This window comes from Clostridium cuniculi (genome assembly GCF_004353185.1).
Classification (GTDB): Bacteria; Bacillota; Clostridia; order Clostridiales; family Clostridiaceae; genus Clostridium; species Clostridium cuniculi.
The window spans coordinates 110,030-124,177 of record NZ_SMUS01000006.1; the positions used below are offsets into that span (position 1 = coordinate 110,030).

Genomic DNA, 14,148 nt, shown 5'->3' on the forward strand with positions numbered 1-14,148 from the left:
TGTGTAACTTTTTTATTGAATCAAAAAATAAATATAATACTAAAATATTATATTTTAAGTATAAAAGTGATTAAATTGATAGTAGTTCTTGTAGGTAATAATAAAATGCTAAATTAGTACCATTTAATAAATTTGAATTAATTGGTAAAATTTATATGTATTAATAAGTAGATTGATATAATTTAAACTAGGTAGAATAGGATGGGATAATAAGAATGATTAATTTTAAAAAGGGTAATGGGAAAGTTGGAAAAATAAAAAAAGATTTTGAAATAGGTTTAGATACAATAATTAATAAAAATTTAGAAATAGATGATACAGATTTAGATGGAGAAAAAGTAATGATGAACCTTGATAAAGGAGAGTACTTCATGATGAATGAAGTTGGAAGTAGGATATGGGAAATTATCAATGAAACCATGAATGTCAAAGGTATTGTAGATGCTTTACGTTCTGAATATGAAGTTGATGAAGAAACTTGTACAGATACAGTGATTGAATTTTTGGAAAGATTGAATAATGCAGATCTTATCAGAGTTAGCTAGAAAGATAAAGATTTTTTTTAGTATAGATAATAAACTAAGAGTTGAATTTATACAAGCATTTATTTATGAAGGGATGTATAGAGCCTTTATACTTTTTGTGCCATTTAATAAGTTAAGAAAGGGTATGGGTAAACATAAGGAAGAATCTGTAGCGACTGTTGATGTAGAAGTATACAAAGAAGCTAGGCATATATCTTGGATTGTTGCAGTAACCTCTAGCAAGACTCCTTGGGAAAGCAAATGTTTAGTACAAGCTTTAACAGCACAAAGAATGCTTAAGAAAAGGGGGATTTCTACTACTATTTATTTAGGAGTAAGAAAAGAAGGAAATGAAATGAAGGCTCATGCCTGGAGTAGATGTGGTGAGTATTATGTTACAGGTGGAGCTATTCGAGATCAATATACAGTAGTAGCTAAGTTTGCTAACTAAAAAATATAAAGATTGATTAAAGATTTGTAAGTAAATTTGTATATTTTATATGCAATTTTTATAAAAATAATAAAAAGGGGTATTTTTATGGGAAAGAAAAATTGGAGCAATCCAGATTTAAAAACTTCAGATGCAATTCATACTAAAGAAACAGAGTGTTCTTGTGGAGTTGTTGTAACTAGTGATAGTTCAACTTTTAAAGCCAATAAACATCCTTGTCACAAAACAGGAAATGGGGAGCATAACAATAGTGGAAATCACACTGCTGGAGTAGAACAAAATGGTCATGTCCTTTCATCAGGATGCACAAATCCAAGTCATTATGATGCACAAGGTAATCCTATATGTTGTTGCTTTAAGGCTGCATCAGTTGGGGGAATGTCTTAAAGGGTTAAATGATGATAATAAAGGGGGATTCAAATTTGAATCCTCTTTTTTAATGTTTATTTCTATTATATATATGATAAAGTTGTATTTCTTCAAGGTGAATATTTATTACAGTATGTCTATATAACTAAGTAAGAACTTTATTATTGCTACTAAAGTAGTAATAGATATAAACTTAATATTCCTCTAAAGTGTAATTTACATAAATTGGATTTGTAATATATAATAAATATGCCTTTATATTATATGTAGAAGTTTTAATTAATACTAATATAACTAGGAGTAATTTAAAGCTAGTTAAATAAGTAGTATTTAAAAATTACTAACTTTATATAATAAAGAGCAAAAATATAATTACTTAAAAATAGTATTTATATAGCGATGGGGTATAGATACTTAAATAAACAAAAGGGAGAGAATTAACAATGAAAAAATGGGAAAAACCAGAATTAAAAGTTTTAGGAGTAGAGAATACAAGAGAGGGAGCTTCAACTACAGGTATTTATGCACCAGAAGGATATGAGTGGATATGTGCAAGTTGTTATGGAGATCCTAGAGGTGATATTGATGACAGAGGAACAACGAGCGATGGGATTATATATACAACGCCAAATCAAACTTGTGGTGATTGCAAAGTAAGTAATACATGGATAAAAGTACTCAAAGGGACTAAACCATCAGTAGGTCTATCTTAAGATTTTAAATTGAAGTATTTCTAGAGATTGATTTTATTAATTTATCAGTAAATAAAACAAATGAAAATGAAGATCAACATGGAAATAATTTAGATGTTACTAATATCGAGTTAAGATATGCTGTAAGGTCTTCTTAGTAATAAAGGGGAGATATTGATAATGAAATCTAATTCATTATCAATATCTCTTTTTTATTTCTAATAAAAGAAAAATATATAGATTATTAAGTAAATAATTAAAAAATTTCTAAGAATATTTATTAAAATTAAAAAAATCAATATAATCACTGTATTTTTTTTAAAAATATTTTGTAAAAAAATATTAATATATTTTAAAAAATGGATTAATATGCTATAATTTTGACAAAAAACTGGTATTTGTAGAGGTATTTAACATGTTTAAAAAATATAAGATAGGCAAAGGAGTTAGTATAGTTTTTCTATTTTCTGTTATTCTTATTACAATATTATATTCTTTTGATAGATATATTAATAAGAAATTAGAATCACAATTAGTAACGTCTATTAATGATATATCAGATCAAAATATAAAATTAATCCAAAATGTAATAAATACAAAATTTAAATTATTAAATATTATAGCTAAAGAATTTAGTGATTATACAGAAGAAGACTTTGCTAATAGTCATGAATATACAGGAGAAATTGCAGAGGCATTTGGATTTAGAGAGCTAGGACTTGCATTACCAAATGGAATTACATATATGAGCTCCAATACAATATTTGATATATCAGATAGAGAGTATTTTAAACATAGTATGAATGGAGAAAATTATGTTACAGAAACATTAGAAGATATGGGGGATAAAACAGATATAAATGTATATAGTGTACCTATTATTAATTCTAACGGAGAAGTCAAAGGAATATGTTTTGCTATGTATGATACAGAGGAGTTTGTTGATTTACTACAAGTATCTTCATTTAGTGGAAATGGATATTCATATATAATTGATTCAGATGGGAACGTAATATCTGACCCACCAAATATGGAAAAGTATTATGATAGAAATTTATTTAATGGTTTAATAAATGAGGGTGAAACATCAAATATCAAAGAGATAAATAATAAAGCAATAGATGATATAAAGGATGGAATCAATAATAATGTTAGCGAATATACCAAATATTACTATAGGGAATATAAATATGCTGTATATTCACCTTTAAATATAAATGGATGGTTCTTAATTACTGTTGTTCCAGTAGACATACTTACAGAAAGAATATTGCCTATAAATAATATTATACATATTGTATCTATAGTTATCTTTATTTCAGCTTTAAGCACAGTTTTGTATTTTATAAGGAAGCAAATAAAAGAAAAAGATTATTTACAAAAAATAGCATACAGAGATAGTTTTACAGGTTTATATAATAAAAATTATCTAAAAGAAAAGTTATTAGATAAAGAAATAAATAATAAAGAATATAAATCAGCTTTAGTTATTTATAATATAGAAAATTTTAAAGTTATTAATGAAATATATGGAGTTAATACTGGAGATTATTTAATTAAAGAAATATCTAAAGTCTTAATTAAAAATAAAAAATATGATAAAGAAATTATAGCCCACGGATATGCAGATGAATTTGCAGCTATATATTTTTATAAAAATAAAAAAGAATTAGAAACTAGATTAAACAAAGTAATAAGTGATTCCAAGTTAATAAATTATAGTAATAAAGTTTTTAACAATTTATACATAGGAATTTATGAAATAAAAGAAGAAGAGTGTAATTTTGAAAAAATATATAATCATGCTAACATAGCTAAAAATAAGAATAAACTACTTAAGACGGAACCTTTTACATATTATGATGAAATCTTAGCTAGAAATGAAACAAATGAAAAGAAGTTACAAGAGGAAATAAAAGAAGGTATATTAAAAAAGGAATTTAAAGCTTCTTTCAAGCCAAGGTTTGATTGTAAAACAAAAAAGATTACAGGATGTGAAGCTTTAGGTAGATTACATAAATCAAATGGAGAAATATATTTCCCATCAGAATTTTTTGATATAAGTGATAAGACTGGATTTACAAGACAAATTGAGGAATTAATCTTTGAAGATATATGTATCAAAATAAATCAGTGGCAAAAAAAAGATATAGAAATAGTTCCAGTATCAATAAATAGTTCTCGTGGTTATTTAAATAATATGGATGATTTTTATAACTTAAAAAGAATTTTAATAAAATATAATATATCACCTAAATACATACAATTTGAAATAAGTGAAAGTAGTTTATTTACAAATGATAAAGAGTTAAGAAAAATAATAAATAAAATGCGTAATTATGGTTTTAAAGTTTTATTAAGAGATTTTGGAGTAGGATATTTATCATTTAGTTCAATGAAAGATTTCAAATTTGATATATTAAAAATGGATAGAAGCTTTGTAGATAAAATAGGTAATAAAAAAGGAGAGTATATTGTAAAAGAAATTATTAATTTAGCACATAATTTAGATATGAAAGTTATTGTAGAGGGAGTAAAAACTAAGGAACAATTTGAATTTTTAAAAGAAAATAAATGTAATGAAATTCAAGGAGAGTATTTTTCAGAACCATTAGATTGTGAAAGATTTGAAAATTTATTAATTAATAAAGATATATAAATTGAATCTGGGGGATAAACTTTTGGAGAAAATAATTTTAAGAAAAATTATATCGATTTTTACAGTTATATTTATAGCTATATTTTTAGTTTCTATAGTAGTTATGTTTTTTATAAAAAGCAATTTTGCAAAAGGTGACATATCACAAATGATTTCTCAAGTTGAAAACTCTTATAATCAAATTGAATCAAAATTAAAAACAACTGAAGAATTATTTGAAAATGATTATTTAAATAGGGCTTATGCGATAGATTATATTTTAAATAAAAATAAAGAAAATTTAAATATAGAATCACTAGAAAATATAAAAAAATTAATGGATATAGAGTCTATATATCTTATTGATAATAATGGAATTATAGTATTAAGTGATGATGCAAGTTCTATAGGGCTAGATTTATTACACTCAAAAAGTGCACATAAATTCTGGAACTTAATAAAAAGTGACAATATTAATGATTATGTTATAGATTTAGATGCTATAAGCATAATTGGAAATGAAGAAAAAATGTACATAGGAATTAAATCAAAACTAGAAGATTATTCTGTTATACAAATAGCAGTAGATAAAGAAGTTTTTAAAAGTATGACAGAAAAAGACTCTATACAATATATGATAAAAAGTATTCCAACCATATATGAAAGAACTATTTTCCTTGTAAATAAAAATACAGGGATTTTAGAAAGTATAACTGTAAATAATGAGCAAGAATTAGTCTTTGATGGTATAGATAATAATGAAGATTTTATTAATAAGCTACAAGATTTAACAAAGGCGAGTTTAGCAAAGATTAATGGGAAATATAGATATATTAAAACAAGGATTGTAGGAGATTATATTATAGGTGGATATATAGATGCTGACTTTGTTTATAATGGACTAGTTGCAGAAATAATATATTTAACTTTAGGTATATTAATAGTTTTCTTTGTTATTACATTAATAGTTAAATTTATAATGAAAAAATATATATTAACAGATATATTTTCTATAGGAAAAAATATAAAAAGTTTAATTACAGGAAATTATAATATAGAGTTTAATGTTACATATGATACAGAGCTAAAAGAAGTAGCTCGTATGTTAAATTATTTGAGAGATAGTTATAAGTATAAGTCAGAAAGAATGACAAGAATTATGTCTACTATAAGTTCTCATATTGCAGTTTTTGAATGTCTTTACTTAATAAATAGGAACTTCTTTTCAGATAACATTCAAGAGATTCTAGGATTAGATGATGAAAGTTGGGAAGAAATATCTAAAGATCCTAAAAGCTTTCAAAACTACATAGAATCAATAGAAAAAAGCGGAAGTGTTGTAAGTGTAAATAATAAGTTTTTAAGTATTGTATCTTTCAAAAAAAAAGGTGAATTTTATGGAATGATACTAGATAAAACTTATGAGGAAGAAGCTAGAAATAGAATAGAAAAAATTTCTGAAACTGATGGATTAACAAAACTATTAAATAGAAGAGGATTAGAGAATAGACTAAACGATATATTTAAAAGTGATGATAGTAATGGTGTATTAATAATTTTTGATTTAGATAATTTTAAATCAGTTAATGATATTTTAGGACATCCTATAGGTGATGAAGTTTTAAAGATATTTTCAAGTTGTTTAACTAACTCTTTTAGAAAAAATGATATTATTTCTAGAATTGGTGGAGATGAGTTTGTAGTTTTTATAAATAAAAATATGGAATTAGATATTCTATCAAATAAGTTAAATGAAATATTAAATTATATTAGAAGTGAATTAAATCATTATTATAAAAACTATGGATTATCTACTAGTATAGGGGTTGCTTACAAGGATAATGATATTAATACTTATAAGGAGTTATATGAAGAAGCTGATAAAGGGTTATACAAAGCTAAAAATTTAGGAAAAGATGGGTTTTATATAAATAATAAAAGAGAATAAAAAGCTTAAGTTAAAAATGAATATTCAAATAAGATAATTTATAGTGGAGAAAATAAGCTTATGTATAATAGAAAAATAAAAAGAAATTTATATATGATATTTTTTATATCTGTTTTGTTATCTATAGGGGTTTTATTTATCGGGGAAAGATTAATTAAGATTTTATATAGTGCTCGTTATGATAGTGTTGAAACGAGTTTAGCAACTAAAGCAGAAGCATATAAATTACAAGTAGATAGACAAATTGATTCAGATGTAGAAAACTTAATTAGTATTTCAAGTTTTTTTAATACTAGTAAATTTAGTGATGCAGAGATTTTATACAATACCTTACATGAAGTAAATAAGACAAATCATTTTATGATAATGTATAGTATTTATAAAAATGGAGAAGGCGTAGAAAGTATTATAAATAGAGAAGATATAAGTTATATTAATATTAATGAATTAGAACCTGAACTTCAAAGAATATATGAAGAAAGCATTAATGGGAAGATAGTAGTATCAGATGTATTTTTCTCAGATTATCTAGAAAACAATGTAGTTGCAATTAGTGTGCCTATTTATGGTGAGAATAAAGATTATGTAGAGGGCGTAATTATAGCTTATGATACTATAGATCAATTTTCCTATAGTTTAAATATATCAATCAAAAGTAATGAAGAAACAGATTATGTTAATATGGTAGATAGTAATGGAAATTTTATAATAAAATCTTCAAAGATATTAGCTTATGAAGATTCAACATCTATCTATAATATGAAAATAAGTTCATTAGACGAAGAGAAAGTTAAAGTAGCATTAAGTAATGGGCAGGACTACTATTCTTTATTTACTTTAGGTGATAATAACTATGCAATATACTTTAAACAGTTAAATTATAAGAATTGGTATATATATTTAATAAATTCTGTTGAAACAAAAGATGATTATATATTAAATGTCCTATCTATAACAAGAATAAGTTTTATATTTATTGGTGTAATAACTGTATTTTTTGGTATTCTAGCATATTTTATCTTAGTAAAAAATAGCAAGATGTTAACAAAGTTAGCCTATCATGATGAGTTAACAGGAGCATATAATTCAAATAAGTTTAGAAGTAGATGTGAGCATCTTTTAAAGACACAAAATGATTATTCTATAGTTGTTTTTAATATTAAGAAGTTTAAGTTTATAAATAATATATTTGGAGAAAAATGGGCTGATGAATTATTAGTTTATATTAAAAAAGTTTTAGATAGAAATACATATAAAAATGAGTATTACTGTAGAGAGAGTTCAGATCAATTTTTTGTATTTATAAAATCTACTGATAAAGATGAAATTATAAATAGGGTCAATAAAATAAAAAATGACATACAAGTTTTTTCTTATATTAATAATCAAAACTACAATATAACTATATATGGAGGAATATGTAGTTATTTAAAATTAGATGATCCATCAATAATATATAAAACTATGTTAGATAATGCATTATTTATTATGAAAGAAGAAAAAGAGAATAAAGAAAGTTTTATTTTTTATGATGAGTCTATTTATAAAAAAAGATATAAACAAATTTACATAGAAAATAATATGCAAGATTCATTAAATAATAATGAATTTAAATTATTTTTACAGCCAAAAGTTGATTCAAAAACAAAAAAAGTAATTGGCGCTGAAGCACTTGTTAGGTGGATTAAAGATGATGGAACAATGATTTATCCAAATGAATTTATACCTTTATTTGAGGAAAATGGATTTTGTGAAAAACTAGACTTATATATGATAGAAAAAGCCTGTGAAAAAATAAGAAGTTGGATAGATGATGGAATAAAATCAATACCAATTTCAATAAATCAATCCAAATTGTCTTTTTATAAAGCTAATTATATAGATTCTATATGTGATATAACTCAGAAATATAATATATCTAATTCTTTTATAGTAATAGAAATTTTAGAGCGTTTGGCACTTGATAATATTACGGAGTTTAATAATACTATAGAAAAATTACAAGAAAAAGGATTCAGGGTATCTATGGATGATTTTGGAAGTGGTTATTCATCTTTAAATAGTTTAAGTAAATTAAAAATTGATGAATTAAAAATTGATGGTGACTTTCTTCTTAAGATGGGAAATGATATAGAATTCAAAAATAAACAAAAGATTATATTAAGTAGTATAATTAGTTTAGCAAAAAAATTAAATGTACAAACTGTAGTAGAAGGAGTAGAAGATGAAGAGCATTTAGAATTTATAAATGATCTAGGATATGATATGGCACAAGGTTATTATTTTAGCAAACCTATAAGTGCAAAAGAGTTTGATGATAAATATATGAATTAGGAAATTTATTATCTTTTAATATTTAAATTGCCTCAGAGATGTTTTTAATAACATAAATAGTTAAGAAACTATTCGTTCCTTAATAATTATTTATAGTTATGGTACATTCTTCTGAGGCAATTTAATAAATAATTATACTAATTCACTGGCAACTTCTAATATACTTTCTCTACTAACCTCTTTAATATGTCCTTTCTCTAACTTCATAATTCTATTACAAATATTAAGAGCGGAAGGTCTGTGAGTTATTATTATACATGTAGGTTTAGTAGGTAAAGCTCTAACAGCCTTTAAAACATTAACTTCAGTTTCAGGATCCAGAGCAGAGGTAGCTTCATCAAGAATTAATATAGGTCTTTCTCTTAAGAAGGATCTAGCAATAGCAATTCTTTGAGCTTGTCCTTCGGAAATACCAACACCTTTTTCACCAATCATAGTATCAAGACCATCTTCAAGTTCATTAACAAAATCAAGGGCACAAGCATGACTTAAAGCAGCTTTAATTTCATCATCACTAGCATTAGGATTACCATATTTAAGATTATCTCTAATACTTCCAGAGAATAATGTATTTCCTTGAGGTACATAAGAAATAAGTTCTCTATAATTTCTATTAATGTCCTTAACAAAATCACCTTCACTAAGTAGTACATTACCTTCAGTAGGATTAATTAAAGATAAAATTAATCTAATGATAGTTGTCTTACCTTCACCAGATGGACCAACAAAGGCAATGGTTTCTCCAGACTTTATGGTCAAATTAATATTATTTAAAATATTATTATTAGTTTTATAAGCAAAACTTACATTATCAAAAATTATGTTAGGTTTATTAAAAGATGAAGATACTTTATTGCTAACAGTATCTAATGCAACTTCTAAGCTGGTAATATCATCAAGCTCTTTTTCATCAGCCATTTTTTCAACGGGAATAGCTTCTATTTCCATAAGTCTTTCAGCAGCAGCTAGAGTTGAAATAAGTCCAGGAATCATACTTGCTAGTGAAGAAAATGGAGCTTGTACTTTACTATACAATTGAAGCATTCCTGTAAATGTACCATAAGTTGTTATTCCTTTTGCAATGTTTAAAACTCCCCAAGTAAATATTGAGAAGTAAGCAATTGAAGAGCAAAGGCTCATGGACATTGAGGTCATGGTAGAAAGTCGTGTATTTCTCATAGCAATTTTATATTTATTATTTTGAATCTCAATAAGTCTGTGCATATTTACTTTTTCCATACAGAATGTTTTAACTATCATTATATTTTGAATAGATTCTTGCATAAATGATCTATATTTAACATCTTCTTCCTGAGCATCTTTATATAAATCTTTAAGTTTACTACTAAAATATTTACCAACTAAAATTAAAAAGGGACCAATAAATACAGCGGCAAAGGCTATTGAAGGGGCCCAACTTATAAGGGTATAAAAAGAACCAAACAATGTAACTGTTAATGAAACAAGGCTTGGAATTGTACCAAGAATAGCAGAACTTATATTACTAACATCAGATGTTACTCGTGTTAATAAGCTTACAGAGTGGAATTTGCTTTGTTCTAGCCAATCACTAAATTGTATATGTTGATATATTTTTCTTTGAATATTCTGTGTTAATTTAGTTGATGAGTGTGTACTCATAAATGATGTTATTGGACTTGATAACATACTAATTAAAGTAATTACAAGCATTACTATTAACCATCGAATTGTTCCTTCAGAATCTCCACTAATTGCAGAATCTATTAATGATTTTGAAACTGTAACATTATAAATGCCTATAAGTGCAAATATAACGTTAACAATTATTGAAAATATTAAGAATGGAATTGCTGGTTTAGCATAAGACCCCATCCATTTTATCTTTATCCACAAATCCTTTGATGGCTTAAGTTTTTTTAAGTTTTCCATAGTATCTCCTTCCTAATTTTTCTTATAGACAACAATTACCATTTTATCATTATAACTGAAAAATTACAATAACTACCAGGGGTGTAATAAGTAGATTTAACAACTTTAGTATGATAATATGTTGAGAGAATAATAAAAAACTGCTGAGGTGAGAAATTGATTTTTACTAAGAAGATAAATTTAAAAATAGCTTGTATATGTATTGCATTTATGGCACTTTTAGTATTAACCAATGGAATACTGATGGAGTATGGTTTAGATAAGAGTGTTGAGTTTACTTATAATACTCATTATAAGGAGGCTAAAAAGATATTAAATCAAGAAGTATATATATTAAAAGATATTACTAAAAAGTTAGCTGAAGATAAAAGTATAATAAGTTCTTTAAAAAATAATAAAAACAGTGATGATTTAACACAAGTAGATATAAATAATATAATTAGTGGTATTAAATATATTCAAGACTATTTAAAGAATTTAATATTTGTAAATTGTGTTACTATTGCTAATATTCCAGGAAATTATTTGTTTTATTGTGGAGAGTTAATTGAAAATTTTGATGTATTTTCTAATTACAAATTTGAAAATCTAGGACTTAGTAAAGAAAATCCTCAAATAATATCAGATGTTTATAATGATCCTAGAACTGGAAAATATGAAATAGCAGTAATTAATCTTATTTACTCTGAAGAAAGTGATGAGCCTTTAGGGATAGTTATTTTAGATATTTTATTAGATGATTTAATTGAAGATATAAACTCCAAATTTTATATGGGAGATTTAAATACATATATAAAATTAGATAATAATAAGTATTATTCTAGTGAAGGAATTGTTGATAGTATTAAAGATAAGAAAAATAATTATGTAGTAAAATTAAAGGATGTTTTTGATGATAATATAGATATATATTTGGAATTTGATAAAGACTCCATTATTTATAATAGAGCTATGAGAAGTATTAATAAATTTAGAATTATAATATTTACTATTTTAGGAACAGTTTATTTATTGATTTTAATTTTATTAATTAGAGGGGTGTTTAAGCCTATATTAAAGAGTTTAGATAAGCTTAAAATATTATTGAAAAATCTAGAGAACAAGGATTTGAATTTTGAAAAACTAGATGAATTTGAACAATTAGAAGTTGTTTCAAGTTCTTTAGGGAGCTCTATTAATAAAAAAATTAAGTCTCTTATTTATTATGATGAATTAACGCAATTACCTAATAGAAAATTATTATTTAAGAAATGTAATGACTTAATAAAGGATAATAGAAAATTTGCATTAATATTTGTGGATTTAAATAAATTTAAATATATTAATGATGTTTTTGGGCATAGTTCAGGAGATCAGGTATTAGTTGAGTTTAGTAGTAGACTTAAAAAATGTTTAAAAGATAAGGGGATAGTAAGTAGATATTCTGGTGATGAGTTTATAATTATATATAGTAATTATATCGATAATAATGAACTAGAAGCATTTTATAATAATGTGATATTAAAAGAGTTTAAAGAGCCTATAATATTTAATAATAACAAGAAGATATTTATGGATTTTGCAGCAGGAGTTTCTGTATACCCTAAAGATGGAAATGATTTTAATGATTTAATAAATAAAAGTGACTTCATGATGTATTCAAGTAAGAAAAACAATAAGAGAGCAAAGTTATTGTTTTTTAATGATGTAATTTATAATGAGATACTTGAAATTGAAAACATGAAAGAGGAGTTAAAATATGCAGTAGATAACAATGAGTTTGTTTTATACTATCAGCCAATAGTAGATAAAAATAAGTCTATAAAAAAGCTTGAGGCATTGATTAGATGGAATAATAGAAAGTTCGGATATATTTCTCCGGATAAATTTATTGAATATGCAGAGGAAACTGGAGAAATAGTCAAAATAGGTTATTGGGTTATTGAAGATGTATGTAAGAACTTTAATGAGTTATTTAAGTCAGATGATATGTTGAAAGTTAGTATTAATGTTTCTCCAATTCAACTTATGGAAGTAGATTTTGTAAATAAAGCTGAGGAGATTCTAAATAAATATAATATTACTTGGAGAAATTTATGTTTAGAAATAACAGAAACTGCAGTTCTTGATGAAAATATAATCATTCGTGATAATTTACTTTTACTAAATAAAAAAGGTGTAAAAATTGCATTAGATGATTTTGGAACAGGTTATGCATCCTTTAGTTATTTAAAGAAGTTTAAACTTGATATTTTAAAGATTGATAGAATATTTATTGATAATGGTTTATATATTGATTATAAAATTGTAGATAATATAAAAAGTATAGCTCATTTACTTAATATGGAAACAGTGATTGAAGGTGTTGAAACAGAAGAGCAGTTTAATAATTTAAAATCTGTAGGATGTGAGTATTTCCAAGGGTATTATTTTTCTAAACCTTTACCTATAAGTGAGATAAATAAAATTCTATCTAATAGAAAAGGAAATAGAGAGAAAAATAATAAATAAACAAAAATGCTATGATAGGATTTAAAACTTATCATAGCATTTTTATTTCTTCATTTTGAGATACTAACTAAAACAATAAACTTTGTTAAAATAAAGTATTTTTTTTACTTTCCTTTTGGATAGTTTCTTTATTTTTATTGTTTAAACTACCAAGAGGACTGTTAAAGCTATTAAGAGGATTTGGAAGCTCAGTATTACTAGATGGCATAACACCTCTAGTTCTGTGTTGTTTATCATTAGATTTAGCCATAATATTATTTCTCCTTTAATATATGATTTAATTTTATTGAATTTAAAAGTAAATCAAATAATAAATTTAATATTAAAGTTATTTAGGTTGTTGTATTAATCTAAATATCCTCACCATCATCTATGTAACTAAATTCATTACAAGCAATATTATTAGCTACAATAGGATCTTCAACAGTATTTGCTAAAGGTGTGCTAACTCCTTCTGGAGATTTACTTACTAAAAACTCTTTACTTGGTTCGTAATAACTTCTTACGTGTGGCAAATAAACATTAGATTTATCCTTCAAGATGCTCCCTCCTTGCAACATAAAATGTTGTAAATATACTATACACAATACTAATTAGTGATTTAACTTTAGGAATAATTAAATGTAAGCCAATTAGTTTCATAATAGTTTATTCCTAAGCATATATAGTGTTTGAAGGTTGTACAAGAAATATACGTGATTCAAATAAATTATTAATTTATAAATAAAAAAACATGAAAAAAAGTCAATAAATCTGAAATTAGTCACATTGTTTTAAAAATTTTAATAATA

General features: G+C 24.6%; 11 protein-coding genes. 8 read left to right on the forward strand and 3 right to left on the reverse strand.

From position 1 onward, the window contains the following. Positions 1-215: 215 nt before the first annotated feature. The 7 genes from EJJ37_RS04285 to EJJ37_RS04315 all read left to right on the forward strand — a co-directional run bounded on the left by EJJ37_RS04285 (position 216) and on the right by EJJ37_RS04315 (position 8,956). On the forward strand, positions 216-545 hold the full coding sequence (locus tag EJJ37_RS04285; protein WP_133014360.1) for a lasso peptide biosynthesis PqqD family chaperone: 330 nt from the start codon (positions 216-218) through the stop codon (positions 543-545). Further along, on the forward strand, positions 520-975 hold the full coding sequence (locus EJJ37_RS04290) for a lasso peptide biosynthesis B2 protein (RefSeq protein WP_133014361.1): 456 nt from the start codon (positions 520-522) through the stop codon (positions 973-975). The genes EJJ37_RS04285 and EJJ37_RS04290 overlap by 26 nt, the downstream gene beginning before the upstream one ends. Positions 976-1,062: 87 nt before the next feature. Next, positions 1,063-1,362, forward strand: a complete 300-nt coding sequence (locus tag EJJ37_RS04295) for a hypothetical protein (protein ID WP_133014362.1) — start codon at positions 1,063-1,065, stop codon at positions 1,360-1,362. Positions 1,363-1,787: 425 nt separating this feature from the next. Beyond that, entirely contained in the window at positions 1,788-2,057 is a 270-nt protein-coding gene (locus EJJ37_RS04300; protein ID WP_133014363.1) for a hypothetical protein, read from the forward strand. Positions 2,058-2,451: 394 nt separating this feature from the next. Further along, entirely contained in the window at positions 2,452-4,695 is a 2,244-nt protein-coding gene (locus tag EJJ37_RS04305; protein ID WP_133014364.1) for an EAL domain-containing protein, read from the forward strand. Positions 4,696-4,717: 22 nt separating this feature from the next. After that, positions 4,718-6,622: a GGDEF domain-containing protein gene (locus tag EJJ37_RS04310; protein WP_133014365.1), complete on the forward strand. Its 1,905-nt coding sequence runs from the start codon at positions 4,718-4,720 to the stop codon at positions 6,620-6,622. Between the two features lie 60 nt (positions 6,623-6,682). After that, complete coding sequence (locus EJJ37_RS04315) at positions 6,683-8,956, forward strand: bifunctional diguanylate cyclase/phosphodiesterase (RefSeq protein ID WP_133014366.1); 2,274 nt, start codon at positions 6,683-6,685, stop codon at positions 8,954-8,956. A gap of 132 nt (positions 8,957-9,088) precedes the next feature. Here the strand turns inward: EJJ37_RS04315 and EJJ37_RS04320 are convergent, their stop codons facing one another. After that, entirely contained in the window at positions 9,089-10,867 is a 1,779-nt protein-coding gene (locus EJJ37_RS04320) for an ABC transporter ATP-binding protein (RefSeq protein ID WP_133014367.1), read from the reverse strand. A 156-nt stretch (positions 10,868-11,023) separates the two neighbouring features. Here EJJ37_RS04320 and EJJ37_RS04325 point away from each other — a divergent pair, with 156 nt between their 5' ends. After that, positions 11,024-13,357 carry a putative bifunctional diguanylate cyclase/phosphodiesterase gene (locus tag EJJ37_RS04325; protein WP_133014368.1) on the forward strand — a complete coding sequence of 778 codons (2,334 nt, stop codon included), beginning with the start codon at positions 11,024-11,026 and terminating at the stop codon, positions 13,355-13,357. 85 nt (positions 13,358-13,442) lie between these two features. On the opposite strand, the gene EJJ37_RS20055 is transcribed toward EJJ37_RS04325, so the two are convergent. Beyond that, positions 13,443-13,607, reverse strand: coding sequence for a hypothetical protein (locus EJJ37_RS20055; protein WP_166484656.1), 165 nt, complete (start codon positions 13,605-13,607; stop codon positions 13,443-13,445). A 100-nt stretch (positions 13,608-13,707) separates the two neighbouring features. After that, positions 13,708-13,896: a hypothetical protein gene (locus EJJ37_RS04330; protein ID WP_226891481.1), complete on the reverse strand. Its 189-nt coding sequence runs from the start codon at positions 13,894-13,896 to the stop codon at positions 13,708-13,710. Positions 13,897-14,148 lie beyond the last annotated feature (252 nt).

Coding starts and splice junctions, on each gene's coding strand:
- EJJ37_RS04305 (WP_133014364.1), top strand. CDS start 2,452: ATGTTTAAAAAATATAAGATAGGCAAAGGAGTTAGTATAGTTTTTCTA.
- EJJ37_RS04315 (WP_133014366.1), top strand. CDS start 6,683: ATGTATAATAGAAAAATAAAAAGAAATTTATATATGATATTTTTTATA.
- EJJ37_RS04320 (WP_133014367.1), bottom strand. CDS start 10,867: ATGGAAAACTTAAAAAAACTTAAGCCATCAAAGGATTTGTGGATAAAG.
- EJJ37_RS20055 (WP_166484656.1), bottom strand. CDS start 13,607: ATGGCTAAATCTAATGATAAACAACACAGAACTAGAGGTGTTATGCCA.
- EJJ37_RS04295 (WP_133014362.1), top strand. CDS start 1,063: ATGGGAAAGAAAAATTGGAGCAATCCAGATTTAAAAACTTCAGATGCA.
- EJJ37_RS04300 (WP_133014363.1), top strand. CDS start 1,788: ATGAAAAAATGGGAAAAACCAGAATTAAAAGTTTTAGGAGTAGAGAAT.
- EJJ37_RS04285 (WP_133014360.1), top strand. CDS start 216: ATGATTAATTTTAAAAAGGGTAATGGGAAAGTTGGAAAAATAAAAAAA.
- EJJ37_RS04290 (WP_133014361.1), top strand. CDS start 520: ATGCAGATCTTATCAGAGTTAGCTAGAAAGATAAAGATTTTTTTTAGT.